The following is a 20,911-nucleotide window of genomic DNA, read 5'->3' as shown; positions in this document are numbered from 1 at the left end:
GCCTGCGAAAAACCTGTGCGCAACTTGACCTTGCACGGGCGACTCGCTAAGGGCGCGCCTTCCCGTTTCTACGGCAACAGATCTTTTTCGAGCGAGAGTAGACATGTCCCGCATCTGCGAACTGACTGGCAAGGGCCGCCAGGTCGGCTGCAACGTCAGCCACGCCAACAACAAGACCAAGCGCGTCTTCCTTCCCAACCTGCAGAACGTGACCCTGCTGTCGGACGGCCTGGAGCGCAGCTTCAAGTTCCGCGTCTCGACGCACGGCCTGCGCTCGGTCGAGCACAACGGTGGCCTCGACAACTGGCTGCTGAAGACCTCGGACACCAAGCTTTCGCCCAGCGCCGTCAAGGTGAAGCGCGAACTGCTGAAGAAGCAGGCAGCCTGATTTCGCTGCTCTCCTAACGGAGAGCGCGTCAGGTCGATCCGCTTGAAACGGCGTGCGAAGCCTGGCTTCGCGCGCCTTTTCGCGTTCCCATCCGGTGATCCTACTTGGGCCAGGGCAGCCGTGCCGGGTCGACCGACAGGCGGAACAGCAACGTGCGCTGGTAGTCGGCATGATTGTCGTCCGAGATCAGCCAGACGCCCAGCCGGCCGTCGGCGCGGGGCTCCACCGTCATGCCCTCGAGGTTGTCGATCGGCAGCACCGAGGCCAGCCGCGCCACTTCCTCGACATGCCAGGGTTCGCCTTCGCGAATAGCGCGCGGGTCGCCGATCGCGATGCGCGAGGCGAATCGCATCGGGAACGGCCAGATCAGCCGCCGCATGAGGACAAGCACCCGCCCGTCGGGCATCTGCGCCATGTCGGTTATCGCGAAATTACGCGGCCCGTCGAAAGTGAACCGGAGGGGCCGGGCGCCCGAGGTCGGATCTCGCGGGAACAGCAGGCCCGGGTTTCCAGTGCCGGCGAAAAAGCGCCCGGGAACCTCGCGCACCGTCAGGAACCGGCCATCGGTGAGACGCACGAGGCTTTCCGGCCCGGTATTGTCGCCCCAGTCCTGCATGGCGGGCGGCTGGATCGCGGCGGTCTTTACGTAATCGGGGCCCAACCTGATGATCTGGTTGCGGCCCTCCAACCCCACCCAGAACCGACCGCTGACCGGATCGCGCGTGGCGGACTCGACGTCGCTGAACTCCTTGCCATCGGCTGAACCGAGCAGCAGCGGGCTCGCGGCGGGGCCGGGACCGGCGCGGTCGGGCGGGGTGAAGCGCAGCAGCGCGCCGCTGTCGCTGAAGGCCGCCCAGCGGCCACCGGGGATCGCCAGCAGAGCGGAGTAGCCGCCGAAGCGGATCGATCTGCTGCGCAGGCGCCAGATCTTCTCGAGCCGGAAAGCCCCAAGCCGCGCTGTCTGTCGCGCGGGCGGCAGGGGCTCGGCATTCACCCGAAGGTTCAGCTCGTAGATGGGCTTGGGGGGCGGCTCGCCCTGCGACCATGTCACGACGAGCAGGCCGACAAGGCCGAGGGAACCGATGATGCGCTGCACGCGCGCTGCGGTAGCGAATCGGCGATCCGGCGCAAGACGCGAACCGGGAGCGTCGCCGAATTAGCGGGGCACAGGTGTCAGTTCATGGGTCCGGTGAACAGCAGCGGGTCGAGCCGCGCCTCGTTCCACTTGATCGACCAGTGCAGGTGCGGGCCGGTCGCGCGCCCGGTCATGCCGATACGGCCGATGACCTGCCCCTGCCGGACATGGTCGCCCTCCTTCACGAGAATCTGCGAGCAGTGGAGGAAGGCGCTGTTCAGGCCCATGCCGTGGTCGAGCATGAGGAGGTTGCCCTCCAGCGTGAACGGCTTTTCGGCGGTGAGGATCACCACGCCGTCGGCAGGCGCGACGAAAGGCGTACCGCTGGCGCCGCTGCTGATGTCGAGGCCCGAGTGATAGGCGCCGGGCTCGCCGCGATAGATGCGCTGCGAGCCGAAGCGGCCGGAGATGCGCCCCTTGGCGGGCCAGACGAAGTGCTGGCGCCACCCTTGGGCATCGGTCACCTGCGCCCGCGCCGCGTTGATGCGCGCGAGTTCGGGGCGGCGGATAGCCATGTAGGCCTCGGTCGGGCCGCCGGGGCTGCGGGCAATGTTGACGTTCTCGATCTGCCAGGCGCGCGGGGAGACGACGACGCGCTGCTCGCCGATCGAGCCGTTAGCCAGCACCGTGCGCAGCAGCGCCTGCGGCGCCGCGTCACGGTCGAACGCGGCGAACCACGTGCCGTCGGGCGCGACCTTGACCGGCGTCCCGTCGAGCGAAAGCGTGCGCATGCCGGCGGGGAGCGAGCCGCGAATCCAGCCGCCCTGCGTCTGCTCGCCGCTGAAGGGGATCGTGACCGGGCGGGCCGGTGCGGCAGGAGCGACCGGCGCCACGCCGCCGCGCGGAGCTGCCGCGCGGATCACCATGGGCACCGCCAGCGCCGTGCCAATGGCGACGGCAACGAGCAGCGCGAAGCCGCGCCGGCTTCCCGTCATGTCCCGGTCAGACCTGACCGAGCAGGCGCTTCGTGGCGATTTCGGCGGTGGCGTAGGGTTCCTGGCGCTCGTTGCTCCAGTAGCGCAGCATTTCGAGCGGGATCTTCTCGCCGCTCACGGCGCACAGGACGTAGTGCCCGGCGCTCAGGACACGAAAGCCGTTGGGGCCATAAGCGAGCTTGGCGGGGCGATCGGCAGAGGACATCAGCATGGGTGGGTCCTTAGCAGACCATCACGATCCGAACAAATCGTCCTGTCGCGGCGCTATGGGCGCCGGTCGCGTGGGCTTGCGAGCGGGGGCTGCAACGGGTGCGACGGGAGGCGGCACGGCGCCGCTTTCGCCCACTGATACCGGCAGTTCGCCGTCGCGGAACTCGATCACCAGCCCTGCCTCTTGCGAAGCGGCCTCGCGGCTCGTGAGCGCCCGGCCTCCTGCGGTCTTTACCAGCGCATAGCCGCGCTGGAGCGGCAGGCGTGGGTCGAGCTGGGGCAGCACGCGGGCAACCGGGGCAAGGCCGTCGCGCGCCAGCGTCCAGCGGCGTTCGAGCAGCCGCGGGGTCAGGCCGACGCGCACCAGCCGCTCGCCCGAGGACTGGATGCGGTGGCGCAGCAGCGGCAGCGAGAGCGTGCCGGCGACGCGGTGCAGCGCCTCGCGCTTCTTCGCGGCCTCGTCGCGCAGGCCGCGGCGCAGGCGGTCGGACAACTCGTCGAGCTTCTGGGCCTTGGCGGCGAGGATCGCCTCCGGCTTGGGCAGGCGCTGGACGCGCGCTTCCAGCCGCTCGCGGCCGAGCGTGACCGGACGCAGCGCGCAGCGGCGCTTGCGAAGGGCGAGTTCGTCGATCTGGTTCTGGAGTTCGGCGCGCACCGGCACGGCCATTTCAGCGGCGGCGGTGGGGGTGGGAGCGCGGCGGTCGGCGGCATGGTCGCACAAGGTGGTGTCGGTCTCGTGGCCCACGGCGGAGATCACCGGGATCGTCGATTCGGCGACCGCGCGCACGACGATCTCCTCGTTGAAGCTCCACAGGTCCTCGATCGAGCCGCCGCCGCGCGCGACGATGACGAGGTCGGGGCGCGGCACCGGACCGCCGGGCTGGATCGCCGAGAATCCGCGCACGGCATTCGCCACCTGCGCCGCCGCGCCCTCGCCCTGCACCAGCACCGGCCAGACGAGCACACGGCTGGGGAAGCGGTCGGCGAGGCGGTGGAGGATGTCGCGGATCACGGCGCCGGTGGGCGAGGTGACGACCCCGATCACCTGCGGCAGGAACGGCAGCGCGCGCTTGCGTTCGGGGGCGAACAGGCCCTCGGCGGCGAGGCGCAGCCGCAGCTTTTCGAGCAGCGCCAGCAGCGCGCCCTCGCCCGCGATCTCCATCGATTCGATGACGATCTGGTATTTCGAGCGGCCGGGGTAGGTGGTGAGCTTGCCGGTGGCGATGACTTCGATGCCGTCCTCGGGCCGGAAGGCGAGTCGCTGCGCGCCGCCTTTCCACATGACGCCGTCGATGACCGCCTTGTCGTCCTTGAGCGCGCAGTAGAGGTGGCCCGAGGCCGCGCGTTTCACGCCCGAAAGCTCGCCGCGCAGGCGCACGAAGCCGAAGCGGTCCTCGACCGTGCGCTTCAGCAGGTTCGAAATCTCGCTGATCGAAAGGGGCGCGGCGTTGTCCCCGGCCGACTCCTTCGCTACCAGCCCCCCGAAACGACCATCGTTGGTATCATCGTCGTAGAATTGATCGGAAGGCACGGGAAATGAACATCCTGCTACTGGGCTCTGGCGGCCGCGAACATGCACTGGCGTGGAAGCTGGCGCAATCGCCGCGCTGCGATGCCCTGTGGGCGGCGCCCGGCAATCCGGGCATCGCACAGGTGGCCACCTGCATCGCGCTCGACGCGACCGACCATGCCGCAGTGCTCGCCTTCTGCGAGGCGCACGTGATCGGCCTCGTCGTCATCGGCCCCGAAGCGCCGCTGGTCGACGGCCTGTCCGACTCGCTGCGCGGCGAAGGCTTCGCGGTCTTCGGGCCGAGCAAGGCGGCGGCGCAGCTGGAGGGCTCGAAGGGCTTCACCAAGGACCTGTGCGCGCGCGCCGGCATCCCGACCGGCGGCTACGAGCGCGTCACCGATGAGGCCGCCGCCATGGCCGCGCTCGCGAAGTTCGGCGCGCCGGTGGTCATCAAGGCCGATGGCCTCGCTGCCGGCAAGGGCGTCACCGTGGCGATGACCATGGCCGAGGCCGAGGACGCCGTGCGTGACATCTTCGCCGGACGCTTCGGCAGCGCCGGCGCCGAGGCGGTGATCGAGGAGTTCCTCGAGGGCGAGGAGGCCAGCTTCTTCGCGCTGACCGACGGGTCGACCATCCTGCCCTTCGCCTCGGCGCAGGACCACAAGCGCGTGGGTGATGGCGACACAGGCCCGAACACCGGCGGCATGGGCGCCTACAGCCCCGCCAGGGTGCTCACGCCCGAGCTGGAAGCGCTGGCGATGACGCGCATCATCGCTCCCACCGTGCGCACGCTCGCCAACGAGGGGATGCCCTACTCGGGCGTGCTGTTCCTCGGCATCATGCTCACCGCCAAGGGGCCGGAGCTGATCGAATACAACTGCCGCTTCGGCGATCCCGAGTGCCAGGTCATGCTGATGCGGCTCGAATCGGACCTCGTCGAACTGCTCCACGCCTGCGCCGAGAACCGCCTCGCCGCGATCGAGCCGCCGCGCTTCTCGCCCGATGCGGCGCTGACCGTGGTGATGGCGGCCGAGGGCTATCCCGGCACGCCGGCCAAGGGCGGCGCGATCCGCGGTATCTCCGAGGCCGAGGCGAACGGCGCCAGGGTCTTCCACGCCGGCACCGCCTTGGTGGACGGCGAACTGGTGGCCAGCGGCGGGCGCGTGCTCAACGTGACCGCGCGGGCGAAGACCGTGACGCAGGCGCAGGACATCGCCTATGCGGCTGTCGATGCGCTCGATTTCCCCACCGGCTTCTGCCGCCGCGACATCGGCTGGCGCGAAGTGGCTCGCGAACGCACCGATGCTTAAGCACGCCGACCCCATCCTGAAGATTGCGCTGGCGCTGGCGGCGCTGCTCGCCGGGGCGGGCGTGGGCTATTACTACGGCATCTACCTGCCCGCGCAGGACGTGCGCCGCCAGACGCAGGAGATGGCCGCACGCCGGACCCAGGAACAGGCCGAGACCAAGGCCCTCGCCGAGCGCGCGCGCCGCGAACAGGCCGCGCAGACCGAATACCAGGACTGCGCCAACTTCGCCGAGCTGTCGTACAAGCAGCGCTGGAACCTCAGCTGCCAGAGCCTGCATGACGCCGACGAGGCGGTGTTCGAGGATTGCGCCGACGATCTGTTCAGCACGCGGGACGGCTGTCTCGCCAAGCATCCGATCCGCCCGGCACAGGGCTGCGCCCTGCCCGCGCAGGTCGCCCAGTCGCTCTCGCAGGCGCGGGACGAGCGCAAGGCCCAGTGCCTCGCACGGCTGGAAGCTGTGCAGCAGGGGCGGAGCCCCGCACCGATCGACGATGCGCCGATGACTGGGCCAAGCGGGCTGAACTGAACGGTCCCTCCACGGGACCGGTCAGCCGCGCCAGGCCAGCCGCGTCGGCGAAACCTCGATGACCGGCACTTCCCAGGGATGCGCGGCGAGCAGGCGCCCCACCATCGCCAGCAGCGCCGGATCGTCGGGCCCGCAGACCGCGTAAGTCGTCAGGATCACGGTCGACGACAGGCTCGCCTCGCCCGCTGAGCCCAGCGTGGGAGCGGCGTCGGGGCCGGAGCGGAAGGATTCCCAGCCCGGCGCGATCTCGACTACGCCGGTGTAGAGGCCGAAGTCGCCCAGCACCCCGCCCTCGCGGATGACAGCCAGCATTACGGCGAGCACCGGGTCGCCGTCGGCGGCGGCAGCATCGCCAGTCAGCATCGCGGCGAGCGTTTCGGCGCGGACCGGAACGTGGATGCGCACCATCGTCGCATCGCGCAATGTGGTCACGCCGCTTCGCCGTCCAGCAGCAGCCGGACCACCAGAGCCAGCCGCTTGGCGTCTTCGCGGGCGAGGTGTTCCTTGGGCAGGCGGCGCTTGGCCTCCTCCAGTGCGGCGACGACCTGCGGGCGGGTGAAGCCGTGTTCGACGAAGAACTCGCCGAGGTAATGCACCGGGAACGGCAGCTTCACGCCGACCCCCTGGCACAGGACCTCCAGCCAGTATTCATCGAGGTCCGCATCGGCATAGACGCTGCAGTCTCGCACGAACTCGATCATCTCGGCGAGGACCTGCGCGGGGGGCAGGCCCTCCGCCTCGAGCATGTCCTGGCTGATGCCGTGCAGCGCCTCGGCCTCGTCCGACCAGTCCCAGTAGCGCCATGCCTCGACCGGGCGGATCAGCCAGGCCCGGCTCGAGCCGTCGATGCGCGCCACCGCGACTTCGATCGGATAGGACTGCCCATATTCGGGCAGGCAGCTCGCCTCGAAGTCGATCAGCGCCGGACAGCTCAAGCCGTGGTCCCTTTCGTCAAATCATTGCCCCATGCGCTGTTCGACGAAGTCGGCCAGGTCGCATTCCGGCCGTGCGCCGTAGTGCGAGATGATCTCGCTCGCGCAGAGTGCGCCCATGCGCAGCGAATCCGCAAGGCTCTTGCCGCGCACGTGGCCGTAGAGGAAGCCGGCGGCGAAGAGGTCGCCCGCGCCGGTGGTGTCGACCACCCGGTCGATCGGCTCGGCGGTCACTTCCACGCGCTCGCCGCCCTGCAGCGCCACCGCGCCCTCGGCGCCCCTGGTGACGACCAGCACGTCGACCTTGGCGCCGAGCTGGGCGATCCCGTCCTCGAAGCCGGGCTTGCCGGTGAGCGAGGCCATCTCGTGCTCGTTGCAGAACATCAGGTCGATCGCGCCGTCCTCGATCAGCTCGAGGAAGTCGAGGCGGTGCATGTCGATGATGAAGGATTCGGACGGCGTGAAGGCGATCTTGCGGCCGGCGGCGCGGGCCGCCGCGATGGCCTTGCGCATCGCGGCGCGCGGCTCGACCGGGTCCCACAGGTAGCCTTCGAGGTAGAGCACGGCGGCATCCGCGATGGCCGCTTCGTCCACCATATCGGCCGAGAGCAGGTGCGAGGCGCCGAGGAAGGTGTTCATCGTGCGCTGGCCGTCGGGGGTGACGAAGATCAGGCAGCGGGCGGTGGGGGTTTCCCCGGCGCGGGCGGGGACCGAGAATTCGATGCCGGCGGCGTGGATGTCGTGGGTGAAGACCTCGCCCAGCTGGTCGGCGGCGACCTGGCCGACGAAGCCGCACTGGGCGCCCAGCGCGGCGAGGCCGGCGAGCGTGTTGGCGGCCGATCCGCCCGACACTTCGCGGGCCGGGCCCATCGCGGCATAGAGGGTGCGCGCCTGGTCGGCGTCGATCAGCTGCATGCCGCCGTGGGTCAGGCCGAGGTCGTCGATCAGGCTGTCCTGGCAGTTGCCGATGACGTCGATGATGGCATTGCCGATGGCGATGACGTCCAGCTTGGGTTGCGTCATGTCGGGTGGAAGTCCTTGCGTGATGTGCGGGAAAAGCGATTGTCACCGCGACTAGCGCGCGGACCACCGCTCGGCAAGCGCCGGCCGGACGAAGGAGCGTTGACTCGTCCCCGGCGGCGCGCAATGCCACCGCCCGACCATGACGACGATCCTCCCTGCCGGAACCCGCTCCCTCGTTCGACCGCTTCGCGGCGCCCTTGCCGCCGCCTCGCTGGCGCTGCTGATGGCCGCCTGCACCAGCGGCGCCACCGGCGGCGTGGCGAGCGCGCCCCAGCCGCCCAAGCGGACTTCCGGCGTGCCGTCGGTGCGCCAGCCCACCCGCACCCCCACGCGCGATGCGCAGGTACAGATGGCACCGGGCCTCGAAGGCGTGATCGGCGCGAACCAGGGCCAGCTCGTCCGCCTGTTCGGCGAGCCCCGCCTCGACGTGTGGGAAGGCGATGCGCGCAAGCTGCAGTTCACCGGCACCGCCTGCGTGCTCGACGTGTTCCTCTACCCCAGCACCACCTCGAAGGAGCCCCACGCCAGCTACGTCGACGCGCGCCGTTCGTCGGATGGGCAGGACGTGGACCGCGGCGCCTGCGTCGCGGCGCTCAAGGGGAAATAGGCCCGCTGGGCTCAGCCGACCCGGATCGGCGGGAGCACATCCTTGCCTGCCGCTCCGGCCTCGTCGACCAGCCCCTCGGGATCGGTGTGGATGAGGATCTCGGTGTCGGGGAAGTCGACCCGCAGCCGTGCCTCGAGGTCGGCCATCACCCGGTGCGCATCGCGCACGGTCATGTCGGCATCGACCCAGACGTGGAACTGCACGAAGTCCTGGCTGCCCGAGGTGCGCGTGCGCAGGTCGTGGACGCCGCTGATGTCGGGATTGGTGGCCAGCACTTCGAGGAAGCGGCGCTTCTTCTCGGCGGGCCATTCGTGGTCCATCAGCTGGTCCAGCACCTGCTCCGACGCGCTGAACGCGCCCCAGGCGAGCCAGCCGGCGATGGCGAGGCCGAACAGCGGGTCCGCCTGCCGGAAACCGATGTACTGGTCGAGCACCAGCGCCGCGATCACTGCCACGTTGAGCAGCAGGTCGGACTGGTAGTGGACGCTGTCGGTGGCGATGGCGAGGCTGCCGGTGCGGCGGATCACCCGGCGCTGCCAGGCGATCAGCGCGAAAGTGACGACGATCGCCGCGACCGAGACGCCGATGCCCTCGCCCGCCGCCTCGACCCGGTTTCCGGCGGCGAACTGCTCGATCGCGCGCGTAGCGATGCCCAGCGCCGAGATCGAGATGAGCACGATCTGGAACAGCGCGGCGATCGCCTCGGCCTTGCCGTGGCCGAAGCGGTGCTTGTCGTCCGCCGGTTGCGCCGCGATCCACACGCCCACCAGCGTCGCCACGCTGGCGACGAGATCGAGCGCGGTGTCGGCAAGGCTGCCCAGCATCGCCGTCGAGCCGGTCGTCCACGCGGCGTAACCCTTGATCGCCAGCAGCAGGGTGGCCGCCGCGATGCTCGCCAGCGCGGCGCTGCGGTTGAGCTGGCCCCGCTCTGCGCTGGCGTCAGGTTGGCTCACGGATAGAGCAGCGTGCTGGCCCAGCCGTTCGCGCCATGCTCGAAGCGGCGGCGTTCGTGGAGGCGGTGGGGACGGTCGTGCCAGAACTCGATGGCGAGCGGGCGCACGCGCCAGCCGCCCCAGTGCGCGGGACGTTCCACCTCCATATCGTCGAAGCGGGCGCGGGCCTCCTCGTAGCGGCTGAGGAAGGTTTCGCGCGAATCGAGCGGGGCCGACTGGTCCGAGGCCACCGCGCCGATCTGCGAATCGCGCGCGCGCGAGTGGAAGTAGGCTTCGGCCTCGGCCTCGCTCACCGGGGAGAGCGGGCCCTCGATACGGATCTGGCGGCGCAGGCTCTTCCAGTGGAACAGCAGGGCGACCTGCGGATTGGCGGCGATCTCGCGGCCCTTGCGGCTGTGGCCATTGGTGTAGAACACGAAGCCGTCGGGGCCGTGGTCCTTGAGCAGCACCATGCGCACCGAGGGCACCGCGTCCGGCGTCGCGGTGGCGAGCGCCATGGCGTTCGCATCGTTGGGCTCTGCGCCGCGCGCCTCTTCGTACCACTGCGTGAACAGCGCGAAGGGATCGCCGTGCGGGATGACCTCGCGGGCCTCGGCGGCGTCGATGTCGGAGGGGAAGGATGTGGACACGGGTATGGCCTGCCTTTGAATATCGGGCCGGGTCAGCCGACACCGCGCCGTAGGAAACCATCGCACGGGCCGCAAGTTGCTGGCAACCCGGGGGATGGCGCATCGTTGCGCTTGTCCAAAGGCGCGTCGCGACCTAGCTAGGCAGTCATCATGGCAGCAGACCCTTATACCACCCTGGGCGTACCGCGCGGCGCGAGCGAGAAGGACATCAAGTCCGCCTATCGCAAGCTCGCCAAGGAACTCCACCCCGACAAGAACCAGGACAACCCCAAGGCGGCCGAGCGCTTCAGCGAAGTGACCGGCGCCTACGACCTGCTTTCCGACAAGGCGAAGCGTGCCCAGTTCGACCGGGGCGAGATCGACGCCGACGGCAACCCGGCCGGTCCCTTCGGCGGCGGCGGCGGGTTCGGGGGCGGCGGCTTCGGCGGCGGAGGCTTCGGCGGCGCGGGCGGCCAGCGCGGTTTCGGCGGCGGCTTCGGCGGCGGCAGCGAGGACGGCATCGACCTCGAGGACCTGTTCGGCGGCATCTTCGGCGGCGGCGCGCGCGGCGGTCCCGCCGGCGGCATGGGCGGCATGGGCGGACGCGGACGCGCGGCCCCGCGCGGCGCCAACGTCAGCTACCGCCTCGCCGTGCCGCTCACCGACGCGGCGGAGCTGAAGGCGCAGCGCATCACGCTGTCGGACGGCAAGACCATCGACCTCAAGCTCCCCGCCGGGCTCGAGGACGGCACCCAGATGCGCCTCTCGGGCAAGGGCGAGGCCGGCCCCGGCGGCGCAGGGGACGCCATCGTCACCATCCAGATACAGCCGCACCCCTTCTTCCGCCAGGAAGGCGACGACCTGCGCATCGACCTGCCGATCACGCTAGACGAGGCTCTCTCCGGCGCCAAGGTCAAGGCCCCCACCCCGGCGGGCGCGGTCATGCTCTCGGTCCCCGTGGGCGCCAGCTCGGGCAAGGTGCTGCGCCTCAAGGGCCGCGGCATGAGCCGCAAGGACGGCACCCGCGGCGACCAGCTGATCGCCCTGCAGATCGCCATGCCCGAACCCGATTCCGAAGCAGGACGCGACCTCGCCGCGCGGCTGGAAGGCTGGAGCGACGGCCGCGACGTGCGCGGCAAGCTTGGCATCTGATCCCCCGGCCCGGCCCGCCCTCCCGGCGGGCGTGACGGACGGCCAACCCGGCCACGACCCCGCTCGTCATCACGAGAGGCTGGGCCACAGGATCAAGCGCAAGGCCGGCCCCGGCACCCGGTTCTTCCGCATCGTCATGCGCGTCGTCAACGGCACCTGGGACGACGGGTTCATCCACGCCGGCAACCTCGCCTACATGACGCTTCTGGCGCTGTTCCCCTTCTTCATCGCGCTGGCCGCCATCTTCTCGGCGCTGGGCGAGCAGGACCAGCTCGGCGCGTCGATCGACGCGGTCTTGAGCGCCATCCCGCCGCGCGTCGCCGAAGTGCTCGGACCCGTCGCCCACGATGTCGCCGCCGCGCGCCATGGCCACCTGCTGTGGATCGGCGGCATCTTCGGCCTCTGGACCGCGACGAGCCTGGTCGAGACGATCCGCGACATCCTCCACCGCGCCTACAACACCACCAAGCGCCAGCGCTTCTGGCGCTCGCGGCTGGTGTCCACCGGGCTCATCTTCGGCTCGGTGCTGCTGCTGCTGGTTTCGTTGTCCTCGCAGGTGCTGATCTCGGCGAGCGAGGCGATCATCGCGGTGCTGTTCCCCCGCCTCGACGACCTGTCGGAGCAGATCGCGATATCGGGCGCGATCAGCGCGGGCGCGCTGTTCGGCTCGATCTACATGCTGATCTACCTGCTCACTCCGTCCGCCTACCAGAAGCGCCGATACCCCAAATGGCCGGGCGCCGCGCTCGTCACCGGATGGTGGCTGCTGGTCGCCTACGCCCTTCCGAAGGTCCTCCAGACGTTCTTCATGTACGATCTGACGTACGGAAGCCTCGCTGGAGTGATGATCGCGCTTTTCTTTTTCTGGCTTGTGGGATTAGGGATGGTGGTAGGCGCCGAACTCAACGCGGCGCTCGCGGGGGCACCCGAGGCGCCAGACACGCCCGGACCCGCCGCCACGACCCCCGGGTCGAACGACAAGGAAAGTACAGGAAGAAACGAATGACCGGTCTGATGCACGGTAAACGCGGCCTCATCATGGGCCTTGCAAATGACAAGTCGCTGGCCTGGGGAATCGCAAAAAAGCTGCACGAACAAGGCGCAGAGCTCGCCTTTTCCTACCAGGGCGAAGCTCTTGCCAAGCGGGTGAAGCCGCTGGCCGAGAGCCTGGGCAGCGATTTCCTCGTCGAATGCGACGTCTCGAACATGGAAGCCCTCGACACTGCCTTCGCGCAGATCGAGGAGCGCTGGGGGACGATCGACTTCGTCGTCCACGCCATCGGCTTCTCCGACAAGAACGAACTGCGCGGGAAATACGTCGACACCAGCCTCGACAATTTCCTGATGACGATGAACATCTCGGCCTACAGCCTCGTGGCCGTGACCAAGCGGGCGCTGCCGATGATGTCGGCGGGCGGCTCGATCCTGACGCTCACCTACTACGGCGCGGAAAAGGTGGTGCCTCACTACAACGTCATGGGTGTGGCCAAGGCCGCTCTCGAGGCCTCGGTGAAGTACCTCGCCAACGACCTGGGGCCGCAGGGCATCCGCGTCAACGGCATCTCCGCCGGCCCGATCAAGACGCTCGCCGCCAGCGGCATCGGCGACTTCCGCTATATCCTCAAGTGGAACGAACTGAACTCGCCGCTGCGCCGCAACGTCACGATCGAGGACGTCGGCGGCGCCGGGCTCTACCTGCTGTCCGACCTGTCGTCGGGCGTGACGGGCGAAACCCACCACGTCGACTGCGGCTATCACGTCGTCGGCATGAAGCAGGAAGACGCCCCCGACATCGCGCTCGCCTGAGCGCATAGGGGCTGGAAAGACGAAGGGCCGGGGTGATTCCCGGCCCTTTCGTGTTCCTCTTTCCCCGTCAGCGCCGCTCCGCTGCCCTGGCCGGGGCGATGACTTCGACCTTCGCCTTCTCCGGCGTATAGGCCTTCACGAAAAGCTGCCACGACGACAGCGCCAGCACCCCCGCCAGCAGCGGCTGCAGCACCCGGTCGGGCGCATGCGAGGACAGGTAGCTGCCCACCACCACGCCCGGGATGGAGCCGATCAGCAGGTTGGTCAGCAGCCGTCCGTCGACATCGCCCATGATCCAGTGCCCCGTGCCCGCGATCAGCGCCAGCGGCACGGCGTGCGCGATGTCCGAGCCGACGATGCGTGCCATCTGCAGACGCGGGTAGAGCATCAGCAGCACTGTCACCCCGATCGCGCCCGCGCCCACCGAGGACATCGACACCGCCGCCCCGATCAGCGCGCCCAGCGCCACGGTGGCGCCGGTCACGCGGCCGGGGGAGCGGACGCCGTCGAAGTCCCGAGCATGGCGGAACAGCCACTTGCGCCCGATCACCGCCAGCGCGGTCAGCGCCAGCAGGCAGGCGAGCGAGACCAGGATCACATGCTCGGCGGACTGCCCGACCTTGCCGATGCTCGCCAGCACCGCCAGCGTCAGCAGGGCAGCCGGGATGCTGCCGATGGCGAGGCGGCGCACGATCGGCCACTCCACCGTCTCGCGAGATCCGTGGACGGCAGAGCCCGCGATCTTGGTGATGGCGGCGAACAGCAGGTCGGTGCCCACCGCGGTCTTGGCGCTGACGCCGAACATCAGCACCAGCAGCGGCGTCATCAGCGAGCCGCCGCCCACTCCGGTCAGCCCTACCAGCGTGCCGACCAGCAGGCCCGCGATGGCGTGGAACACGTCGATCGACTCCGTCACGCCCATCCGCGCACCCGCTTTCCTTCAGTCTGGAGATTGATGCGAAGGCTCGCGGCGCACGGCCGCGCCGACCGGAAACCCGGCCCGCACGGCGTCGGCGTTGATGCTGCGGAACCCCTCACGGGCGTCGTCTGACCCGATTTGCGGGATGCGGACAAGTGCGTTCCGGTTTCAGGGCAGGAAGCCCGCCTTGGGCCAAGGAGCCGGCGACCGCCGTCCTCCCCGGCCGGGCCGGGGTGAAGTACGGCTTACTGGACCTTGGGCAGCGGCGCCTTGCCCGCGGCTTCCGCCGCATCCTGTTCCGCTTCCTGGCGCTGGCGCTGCTCGAAGTAGGCCTTTTCGGCTTCCTCGACGCGGCCCTGCTGCTCGGCGGCGTCGGCATCGATGGTGGAGAGGCGCTTCTCGCGTTCGGCGGCGATCAGTTCGCCGAAGCGGATTTCGCTGCCATTGTCCCGATCGGCATAAGCCTTGTCGATCAACTGCTGCGTGCACCCCAGCGATCCGCCCGCCCCGACCGGGGAGCAGCTGAGCGAACCGAAGGCGCCGACCGTTTCGTAGGCCTGCACCTTGTTGGACCAGGCTTCGGCCTGCGGCTGGTCGATCCCGCGCAGCGGCAGGGGGATGCGGTAGCGCTCCTCCTCCGGCTTGCGCGCGCAGACGGTGATCTCGCCGGGGGCCGAGGCCGGGCAGGAATCTTCACCGTAGACGATGAGCTGGTTGACCTTCTCGCCCCGGGAATCGAGAGCCGCGTCATCCTGCGCCATGGCGGGCGCGGCCGTCAGCATCAGGGCGGCCAGGGCGGCGGAAGTCAGGAGGCGGGTCATCGCGGGGGCTCCAATGCGTCGGTAGCGGCAAGGTATGGCCCCGATATAGGACCGTCCCGGCTTGAACGATAGCTTAAGCCGGCCGCATTCCAAACAAACCCGCCGGCGGGCGAAATCGTTCCGGGAACGGCCCCTCGGGAGTTGCCCCTAGATGCGCTCGGAAAGCTTGATCGCCACCCGGCAGCCCATGCGGATCGCGTGGAACAGCAGCGGATAGGCCGGCGCCTGCTCCGCGCCCGCCGCCAGCGCGGCATCGCGGTGCTCGCGCTCGTCGTCGCGGAATTCGCGGATCACCTCGGACAGCTCGGGATCGTCGGTGCCGAGTTCGTCGACCTGCTGGGTATAGTGACGCTCGATCTCGGTCTCGATCGCGGCGGTGCAGGCCATCGCCGCCTTCGGGCCGATCAGCGCCGTCGCCGCGCCCAGCGCATAGCCTGCGACCGACCACACCGGCTGGAGCAGCGTCGGGCGCACGCGGCGCTCGGCGATCATGGCATCGAAGCGGGCCCTGTGATCCGCCTCCTGCGCGGCCATGCCGGCAATCTCGGTGGCGTGCGGCGCGCGCGTGCCCATCACCGCGAGCTGGCCGGCATAGATGCGCGTCGCACCGTACTCGCCCGCCTGGTCGACCCGCAGCATCCGCTCGCTGCGCCTGGAAACTTCACTCATGGCCGGGCCTTTTCAGAAGTCGCGATCAGGCCGAAAATGGCCAGTGCCGCTGCGGTCGAGAACAGGAAGTTCCAGCCCGCCAGCGAGACACCCAGCAGATCCCAGGGCGCCACGTCGCAGCGGATCACCGGCGCGTTCATGATCGCGTCGAGCGGGTCGCCGCCGCCCGCCATCGGGCTGGCGGTGCAGGCGGTGACGCCTTCCCACCAGTGGTATTCGACCCCGGCGTGGAAGCCGCCGATCAGCCCGGAGGCGAGCACCGCCAGCGCCGCCACGGCGACGAGCGGGCGCACCGGCCGCCAGAAGAACGCCAGCGCCGCCAGCGGGATCGCCAGCATGTGCGGGTAGCGCTGCCACCAGCACATCTCGCAAGGGTGTAGACCGAAGACGTACTGGCTCACCAGCGCCCCGCCCAGCAGGCAGACCGGGACGGCAAGCGCGAGCCAGCGGGCGGCGCGCACCGGAGCGGCGATGGGAACGGCCATGTGCTCGCCTGCCGTCAGCGCTTGGCCGGCGCGGCGGCGGGCTTGGCGGCGGCAGCCAGCGCCGGCTTGCCCGCCGTGCGCTGCAGCGTCGTGATCGCGTAGTTCAGCTGGAAGTCCTTGATGCCCTGCTTTTCAAGTTCCGCGGCCGTTACCTTGAAGCGCGGATCGTCCATCTTGTCGGTCTCGAGGTCCTTGTCCTTCAGCGATGCCTCGTTGATGAGGTGGCCGCGCAGGTCGGACTCGCGCACCGCGCGCTCGGCCCGCGCGCGGGCATCGGGGTCGGACAGCTGCGGCACCTTGATGTCGGGGACGATGCCGCCCTCCTGCACCGAATGGCCCGAAGGGGTGAAGTAGCGCGCCGTGGTCAGCTTCACCGCGCTGTCGTTGTCGAGCGGGAGGAAGGTCTGGACCGAGCCCTTGCCGAAGGTGCGCTCGCCCATGATCACCGCGCGGTGCTGGTCCTGCAGCGCGCCCGCGACGATCTCGGAAGCCGAGGCGGAGCCCGCGTCGACCAGCACGACCACCGGGAGGCCCTTGGCGGCATCGCCCTTGAACATCGATTCGGCGCGGTAGAACTGGTTCTCCGCCGCGTTGCGGCCGCGCTGCGAGACGATGTCCCCCTTTTCGAGGAACAGGTCGGACAGCGCCACCGCCTCGTCGAGCGAGCCGCCGGGGTTCGAGCGCAGGTCGAGCACGAGGCCCGCCAGCTTGCCGCCCTTGAGCGCGGCCTGCTTCTTGAGATCGGACAGCGCGGTGTTCACGTCGTTGCCGACATCGCGCGAGAACTCGTTCACCGAGATCACGCCGACATTGTCCTTCAGCTCCGAAGTCACCGGTTCCAGCTCGATCACGCCGCGCGTCACGGTGACGTCGAACGGGGCGTCGCGGCCCTGGCGGAAGATCGTCAGGCGGATCGAGGTGCCCGCCGCGCCGCGCATCTTGGACACGGCTTCGTCCAGGTCGCGCTCGTAATAGAGCACGCCGTCGAGGTGGGTGATGTAGTCGCCCGCCTTGAGGCCCGCCTTCTCGGCCGGGCTGCCCTTGAACGGCGAGATGATCTTCACCGCGCCTTCGTCCTCGATCACCGAGAGACCCAGGCCCGTGTACTTGCCGTCGATCATCGTCTCGAGCCGCTGCAGCGAGGGGCCGTCGAGGTAGTTCGAATGGGGGTCGAGGCTGGCGAGCATGCCGTCGATCGCGCCCTTGAGCAGCTTGTCGTCGTCCACCTGGTCGACGTAGTTCTCCTTCACGATCTGGTAGATCGTGAACAGCTTGTCGAATTCGTGGGCGGCGCGGGTATCGACCGCCGCCAGCCCCGAGGTCGCGACGGGCAGCACCGCCACGGCGGAAACGAGCAGCGCGGCGCGCAGGAACGGAGCGATCTTCATCGGGCGATGTGCCTCTTTCAGGTCATCCGGCGACGTGGCCGAACGGGGTTTGTGTCATCCTATCGTCCGATTGCGGTGAACGCCAGCGGAACGGACGGGGTTTGGCTCCATATGGGAGACAGTGGGTGAATGCGCAGCCCCCTGTTCACGCGGAGACGCGGAGAAGAGAAGAGCGGGTTCACGCAGAGACGCAGAGGCGCAGAGATGTCGAGTGACGCCGCAGGCCCTGGTGCCATTCGGCGCTGCGGCAGGCGCCATCGAGGAGCGAAAAGCGGCTTCGCCGAAAGCGCTGCCCCTCTGCGTCCCTGCGTCTCTGCGTGACCGTATCCCTTGTTCTTATCCGCGCTCCCGCGTGAAACCGATCTACAACGAACGGATGTACGCCAGCGGGTTGACCGCCACCCCGCCGCGCCACAGCTCGACCATCACGCGCGGCGCTCCCGGCCCGGCAGTGCCGATCGGCGAGCCGGCCACCACCGTCTCCCCCACCGCCACGTCCAGCCGCGCGAGGCCGGTGACGAGCGAGGTCCAGCCGCCCTGATGCTCGACGATGACGATGTTCTGGTAGCCGCGATAGGGCCCGGCGAAAGCTACCCGTCCCGGCGCCGGTGCCACCGCCTGGGCCAGCGCGCGCGGGCCCAGCACCAGCCCGGCCGAGCGCGCCTGGCCCGGCGCATCCTCGCCGAAGCCGGTCACCAGCCGCCCCGTCACCGGCAGCAGGTAGGTGGACAGCCCCTCGGGCGGCGGCACGAACTGCGAGGCATCGGCGACGCGCGCATCCTCGGGCCGGGCCGGGCGCATGATCGGCCCCGGCAGCGCGGCGAGCTGCGCGCGCAGCTGGCCCTGGCGGCCGACTTCCTCGACCAGGTCGCCAAGGTCGCGCGCCTTTTCCGCGAGCGCCAGGGCCCGGTCGCCTTCGCGCGCGGCGATGCCGTCGGCCTCGCGCCCGGCGAGGCGCTGGCGCGATTCGAGCATCGCCAGCTGCCGCCGCCGTGCCTGCATCTGCGCCTGCGCGCTCGCCAGCCCGGCGGCGGCCGCGCGGGCCTGTCCTTCGAGTGCGCGGCCCCGCTCGATCGCGGCGCGAAGACCGGCAGTGCGCTTCTCGACCTCGGGCAGCATCGTGTCGAGCATCGCGCGCAGGTAGACCGCGTCGCGAACCGAGCCCGGCCGCAGCAGGGCCAGCAGCGGCGGCCGGCGCGAGAGCCGCTGGAGAGAGCCGGTCAGCCGCGCGAGCGGCCCCTGCCGCTCGGCCAGCTGGGCGCGCAAGCTGGCACGCTGCGAGGCGATCAGCCGCATCTGCGCCTGCTGCGCGGCGATGGCGGCCTCGGTTTCCTGGATGCGCGCGGCGACGGCAGCAGCCTCGCGCGCGGTGCTTTCGGCCTGACGGGTGACGGCCCGCGCGCGCTGCTCGAGCGTCTCGGCCCGCTTTCGCGCCGCCACACCCTCGGCCTGCGCGGCGCGCATGTCGGCCTGTGCCCGCCGCGCGTCGACGGCCGGGTCGAGCACCGCCAAGGCGCCGCCCTGCGTCATCGCCTGCGTGGCAAGCGCGGCTCCGCCAAATGCGGCAACGACCAGCAGGGAACGGGAGACAGGCTTCACGCGGGGTTACTAGGCGAGCGCGCGGGGGCCGGGAAGAGGGAAGTGCGGCGGCCAGGGGACGCGTGCTGCCTGCGGCGCTCACCCCGAGCGGTGGTAGGGATGTCCGGCGAGGATCGCGGTCGCCCGCCACAACTGTTCGGCGAGCATGGCGCGGGCCATCAGGTGGGGCCAGGTCATCCGGCCGAAGCACAGCAGATGGTCGGCGCGGGTACGCGCCTCGTCGCCGTGGCCGTCGGCGGCGCCGATGAGGAAGCGGCATTCGCGCACGCCCTCGTCCCGCCAGCGGCCGAGCAATGCGGCGAATTCCTCGGAACTCATGGTCTTGCCGCGCTCGTCGAGGAGGACGTCGCGGCTGGGGGTCTGGCTGGGGGGCGGGACCTTGCCGCCCACGTCGGGAAGTTCGCTGTGGCGGAAGGGCCAGGCGATGCGCTTCGCATAGCGGTCGAGCAGGTCGGCCTCGGGCGAGCGGGCGATCTTGCCGCGGGCGATGATGTGAAGCAGCATTGTCGGGCGCCACCGGGATCGGGTCCCGGCGCTTGTCCTTTCGCAAGGGGCCCGGTCACTCGTGGCGACCGGGGCTCATCCTCTCGCCGCGGCGAAGGCCGTCAGGCCGCCCCGGACGGTCCGTCGAAGCCCCACATCCTTTCCAGGTTGTAGAAGCTGCGCACTTCGGGTCGGAACAGGTGAATGACCACGCTGCCCGCGTCGACCAGAACCCAGTCGGCTGCCGGAAGACCCTCGATGCGGGGGCTGCCGTGGCCGCCCTGCTTGAGGCGCTCGCCGAGCTTCTGCGCCATGGCCGCGACCTGGCGGGTCGAACGGCCCGAGCCGATCACCATGAAGTCGGCGATGCTGGATTTGCCTTCGAGATCGATGGTGACGAGGTCCTGCACCTGGTCATCGTCCAGCGAACCGAGGACGAGGGCCAGCAGCGGATCGTCGCTCTGGATCGTAGGCGGGGGGGTGGCGCCGGTGGAGGCCGGCTGTATCTGTGCCTGTGGCATTTTAGTTGGTGTCTGCTCCTTTCAGGGATCGACCGAACCCGGCGGAAACCGCCGTGCCACGATCGATCGTTTTCTTTGGTTGCCGGTAGTGCAGGAGAAGGGGCACGAAGCCACTCACTCTGCCATACCCGGAATGGTGCGGTGCGTGACTGCATCCCGCGAAAGTCCGGTTCCAGACCTTCGTGCCCAGTCCGGATCGGCCTGGCGTATCGCCGTTGCCGACCGCGTATCGGGGTCGAATCGCAATGTCACTAGCGCGGGTGCGCTCCACCTTTCCGGGTCGCGAAGGCTGGTCATGGGCTTCCGGTAGCGCCCTAGCCAGGCCATCGCGGGGCTCGCGAGGGCAGCGCCATCATACCCCGGACGGGCGATTACCGCAATCGGCATGAGTCGGGCGATGGTCCGCCAGTCTTTCCAGCGGTGCAACTGGGCGAGATTGTCGGCCCCCATGAGCCACACGAAGCGCCGTTTCGGGTAGCGCCGCAGCAGCGCCTTCAGGGTATCCACGGTGAAGCGCGTACCCAGTTCGCGCTCGATCGCGGTGGGACGGATCCGCGAACGCCGGGCCTGACGCCGCGCCGATTCGAGCCGCGCGCCGAGCGGCGCCATGCCCTTGGCGGGCTTCAGCGGATTGCCCGGCGAAACCAGCCACCACGCCTCGTCGAGGCCGAGCGCGTCGATCGCGAACAGGGTGATTCGCCGGTGTCCGCCATGGGCCGGATTGAAGCTGCCGCCGAGCAGGCCGGTGAACGGGCCGGGGCGGGAGGGGAAGGTTTTTGTCACGCGGAGGCGCCAAGGCGCGGAGGAGAAAGGGATTCGGGTTCGCGCAAAGGCGCAAAGGCGCGAAGAGGTCGCTTCGCGCCGCAGGCTTTTTTGCAGGAGCAGGTGCTGCGCCATCCGCAACGCCGAGATGGAAGGCGGCTTCGCCGCA

The 20,911-nt window shown here is 69.7% G+C and carries 25 protein-coding genes; 7 read left to right on the top strand and 18 right to left on the bottom strand.

The features are described 5' to 3' along the window. Positions 1 to 103: 103 nt before the first annotated feature. Entirely contained in the window at positions 104 to 388 is a 285-nt protein-coding gene (gene rpmB / locus PMI02_RS05800; protein ID WP_007680053.1) for a 50S ribosomal protein L28, read from the top strand. 100 nt (positions 389 to 488) lie between these two features. On the opposite strand, the gene PMI02_RS05795 is transcribed toward rpmB, so the two are convergent. The 4 genes from PMI02_RS05795 to xseA form a co-directional block, all read right to left on the bottom strand. After that, positions 489 to 1,484, bottom strand: coding sequence for an esterase-like activity of phytase family protein (locus PMI02_RS05795; protein WP_007680051.1), 996 nt, complete (start codon positions 1,482 to 1,484; stop codon positions 489 to 491). A gap of 77 nt (positions 1,485 to 1,561) precedes the next feature. Continuing rightward, the gene (locus PMI02_RS05790) at positions 1,562 to 2,458 is read right to left on the bottom strand and encodes a M23 family metallopeptidase (protein WP_007680048.1); all 897 of its coding nucleotides are present in this window, start codon (positions 2,456 to 2,458) and stop codon (positions 1,562 to 1,564) included. Between the two features lie 7 nt (positions 2,459 to 2,465). Next, positions 2,466 to 2,669 carry a DUF2093 domain-containing protein gene (locus tag PMI02_RS05785; RefSeq protein ID WP_007680047.1) on the bottom strand — a complete coding sequence of 68 codons (204 nt, stop codon included), beginning with the start codon at positions 2,667 to 2,669 and terminating at the stop codon, positions 2,466 to 2,468. Positions 2,670 to 2,690: 21 nt separating this feature from the next. Then, positions 2,691 to 4,199 (bottom strand): exodeoxyribonuclease VII large subunit, encoded by a 1,509-nt coding sequence (gene xseA / locus PMI02_RS05780; protein WP_007680046.1) that lies wholly within the window; start codon positions 4,197 to 4,199, stop codon positions 2,691 to 2,693. Positions 4,200 to 4,204: 5 nt separating this feature from the next. Here xseA and purD point away from each other — a divergent pair, with 5 nt between their 5' ends. Further along, the gene (gene purD, locus PMI02_RS05775; protein ID WP_007680045.1) at positions 4,205 to 5,488 is read left to right on the top strand and encodes a phosphoribosylamine--glycine ligase; all 1,284 of its coding nucleotides are present in this window, start codon (positions 4,205 to 4,207) and stop codon (positions 5,486 to 5,488) included. Next, the gene (locus tag PMI02_RS05770) at positions 5,481 to 6,014 is read left to right on the top strand and encodes a hypothetical protein (protein ID WP_007680044.1); all 534 of its coding nucleotides are present in this window, start codon (positions 5,481 to 5,483) and stop codon (positions 6,012 to 6,014) included. The genes purD and PMI02_RS05770 overlap by 8 nt, the downstream gene beginning before the upstream one ends. Positions 6,015 to 6,035: 21 nt before the next feature. Here the strand turns inward: PMI02_RS05770 and PMI02_RS05765 are convergent, their stop codons facing one another. From PMI02_RS05765 to PMI02_RS05755, 3 genes are read right to left on the bottom strand one after another with little or no spacing between them, the layout of a single operon-like run. Next, positions 6,036 to 6,446 carry a hypothetical protein gene (locus tag PMI02_RS05765; protein WP_238538994.1) on the bottom strand — a complete coding sequence of 137 codons (411 nt, stop codon included), beginning with the start codon at positions 6,444 to 6,446 and terminating at the stop codon, positions 6,036 to 6,038. Beyond that, complete coding sequence (locus PMI02_RS05760; protein ID WP_007680041.1) at positions 6,443 to 6,949, bottom strand: hypothetical protein; 507 nt, start codon at positions 6,947 to 6,949, stop codon at positions 6,443 to 6,445. The genes PMI02_RS05765 and PMI02_RS05760 overlap by 4 nt, the downstream gene beginning before the upstream one ends. A 21-nt stretch (positions 6,950 to 6,970) precedes the next feature. Next, entirely contained in the window at positions 6,971 to 7,969 is a 999-nt protein-coding gene (locus tag PMI02_RS05755; RefSeq protein ID WP_007680039.1) for an adenosine kinase, read from the bottom strand. Positions 7,970 to 8,108: 139 nt separating this feature from the next. Between PMI02_RS05755 and PMI02_RS05750 the strand changes: the two genes are divergently transcribed. After that, positions 8,109 to 8,576 (top strand): hypothetical protein, encoded by a 468-nt coding sequence (locus PMI02_RS05750; protein ID WP_007680037.1) that lies wholly within the window; start codon positions 8,109 to 8,111, stop codon positions 8,574 to 8,576. Between the two features lie 11 nt (positions 8,577 to 8,587). Here the strand turns inward: PMI02_RS05750 and PMI02_RS05745 are convergent, their stop codons facing one another. After that, complete coding sequence (locus PMI02_RS05745; RefSeq protein WP_007680036.1) at positions 8,588 to 9,529, bottom strand: cation diffusion facilitator family transporter; 942 nt, start codon at positions 9,527 to 9,529, stop codon at positions 8,588 to 8,590. Beyond that, entirely contained in the window at positions 9,526 to 10,134 is a 609-nt protein-coding gene (pdxH, locus tag PMI02_RS05740) for a pyridoxamine 5'-phosphate oxidase (protein ID WP_036502498.1), read from the bottom strand. The genes PMI02_RS05745 and pdxH overlap by 4 nt, the downstream gene beginning before the upstream one ends. 174 nt (positions 10,135 to 10,308) lie before the next feature. Between pdxH and PMI02_RS05735 the strand changes: the two genes are divergently transcribed. From PMI02_RS05735 to fabI, 3 genes are read left to right on the top strand one after another with little or no spacing between them, the layout of a single operon-like run. Then, the gene (locus PMI02_RS05735; RefSeq protein ID WP_007680031.1) at positions 10,309 to 11,289 is read left to right on the top strand and encodes a DnaJ C-terminal domain-containing protein; all 981 of its coding nucleotides are present in this window, start codon (positions 10,309 to 10,311) and stop codon (positions 11,287 to 11,289) included. Next, entirely contained in the window at positions 11,279 to 12,295 is a 1,017-nt protein-coding gene (locus tag PMI02_RS05730; RefSeq protein WP_238538993.1) for a YihY/virulence factor BrkB family protein, read from the top strand. Before PMI02_RS05735 ends, PMI02_RS05730 begins: the two co-directional genes overlap by 11 nt. Then, a complete protein-coding gene (fabI, locus tag PMI02_RS05725) occupies positions 12,292 to 13,095 on the top strand; it encodes an enoyl-ACP reductase FabI (protein ID WP_007680021.1) in 804 nt (267 codons plus the stop codon). The genes PMI02_RS05730 and fabI overlap by 4 nt, the downstream gene beginning before the upstream one ends. A gap of 67 nt (positions 13,096 to 13,162) precedes the next feature. Here fabI and PMI02_RS05720 read toward each other — a convergent pair whose 3' ends face one another. The 9 genes from PMI02_RS05720 to PMI02_RS05680 all read right to left on the bottom strand — a co-directional run bounded on the left by PMI02_RS05720 (position 13,163) and on the right by PMI02_RS05680 (position 20,877). Then, positions 13,163 to 14,017 (bottom strand): sulfite exporter TauE/SafE family protein, encoded by an 855-nt coding sequence (locus PMI02_RS05720; RefSeq protein WP_007680019.1) that lies wholly within the window; start codon positions 14,015 to 14,017, stop codon positions 13,163 to 13,165. Between the two features lie 242 nt (positions 14,018 to 14,259). Then, positions 14,260 to 14,835, bottom strand: a complete 576-nt coding sequence (locus tag PMI02_RS05715; protein WP_007680017.1) for a hypothetical protein — start codon at positions 14,833 to 14,835, stop codon at positions 14,260 to 14,262. A 147-nt stretch (positions 14,836 to 14,982) separates the two neighbouring features. Continuing rightward, positions 14,983 to 15,504, bottom strand: a complete 522-nt coding sequence (locus PMI02_RS05710) for a demethoxyubiquinone hydroxylase family protein (RefSeq protein ID WP_007680015.1) — start codon at positions 15,502 to 15,504, stop codon at positions 14,983 to 14,985. Further along, entirely contained in the window at positions 15,501 to 15,989 is a 489-nt protein-coding gene (locus tag PMI02_RS05705; RefSeq protein ID WP_007680013.1) for a disulfide bond formation protein B, read from the bottom strand. The genes PMI02_RS05710 and PMI02_RS05705 overlap by 4 nt, the downstream gene beginning before the upstream one ends. 14 nt (positions 15,990 to 16,003) lie before the next feature. Further along, a complete protein-coding gene (locus tag PMI02_RS05700; protein WP_007680011.1) occupies positions 16,004 to 17,377 on the bottom strand; it encodes a S41 family peptidase in 1,374 nt (457 codons plus the stop codon). 363 nt (positions 17,378 to 17,740) lie between these two features. Further along, on the bottom strand, positions 17,741 to 18,976 hold the full coding sequence (locus PMI02_RS05695; protein ID WP_007680008.1) for a murein hydrolase activator EnvC: 1,236 nt from the start codon (positions 18,974 to 18,976) through the stop codon (positions 17,741 to 17,743). A 78-nt stretch (positions 18,977 to 19,054) separates the two neighbouring features. Beyond that, positions 19,055 to 19,480: a 23S rRNA (pseudouridine(1915)-N(3))-methyltransferase RlmH gene (locus tag PMI02_RS05690; RefSeq protein ID WP_007680005.1), complete on the bottom strand. Its 426-nt coding sequence runs from the start codon at positions 19,478 to 19,480 to the stop codon at positions 19,055 to 19,057. A 101-nt stretch (positions 19,481 to 19,581) separates the two neighbouring features. Then, positions 19,582 to 19,980, bottom strand: coding sequence for a ribosome silencing factor (gene rsfS, locus PMI02_RS05685; protein WP_007680003.1), 399 nt, complete (start codon positions 19,978 to 19,980; stop codon positions 19,582 to 19,584). Between the two features lie 114 nt (positions 19,981 to 20,094). Further along, positions 20,095 to 20,877, bottom strand: a complete 783-nt coding sequence (locus PMI02_RS05680; RefSeq protein WP_007680001.1) for a nicotinate-nucleotide adenylyltransferase — start codon at positions 20,875 to 20,877, stop codon at positions 20,095 to 20,097. Between the last annotated feature and the right edge of the window lie 34 nt (positions 20,878 to 20,911).

Origin of the sequence: Novosphingobium sp. AP12 (assembly GCF_000281975.1) — a bacterium.
In the GTDB taxonomy this organism is placed as follows: Bacteria; Pseudomonadota; Alphaproteobacteria; order Sphingomonadales; family Sphingomonadaceae; genus Novosphingobium.
Note: the sequence above shows the minus strand (reverse complement) of the source record. Positions and strands in the feature narration are given on the sequence as shown.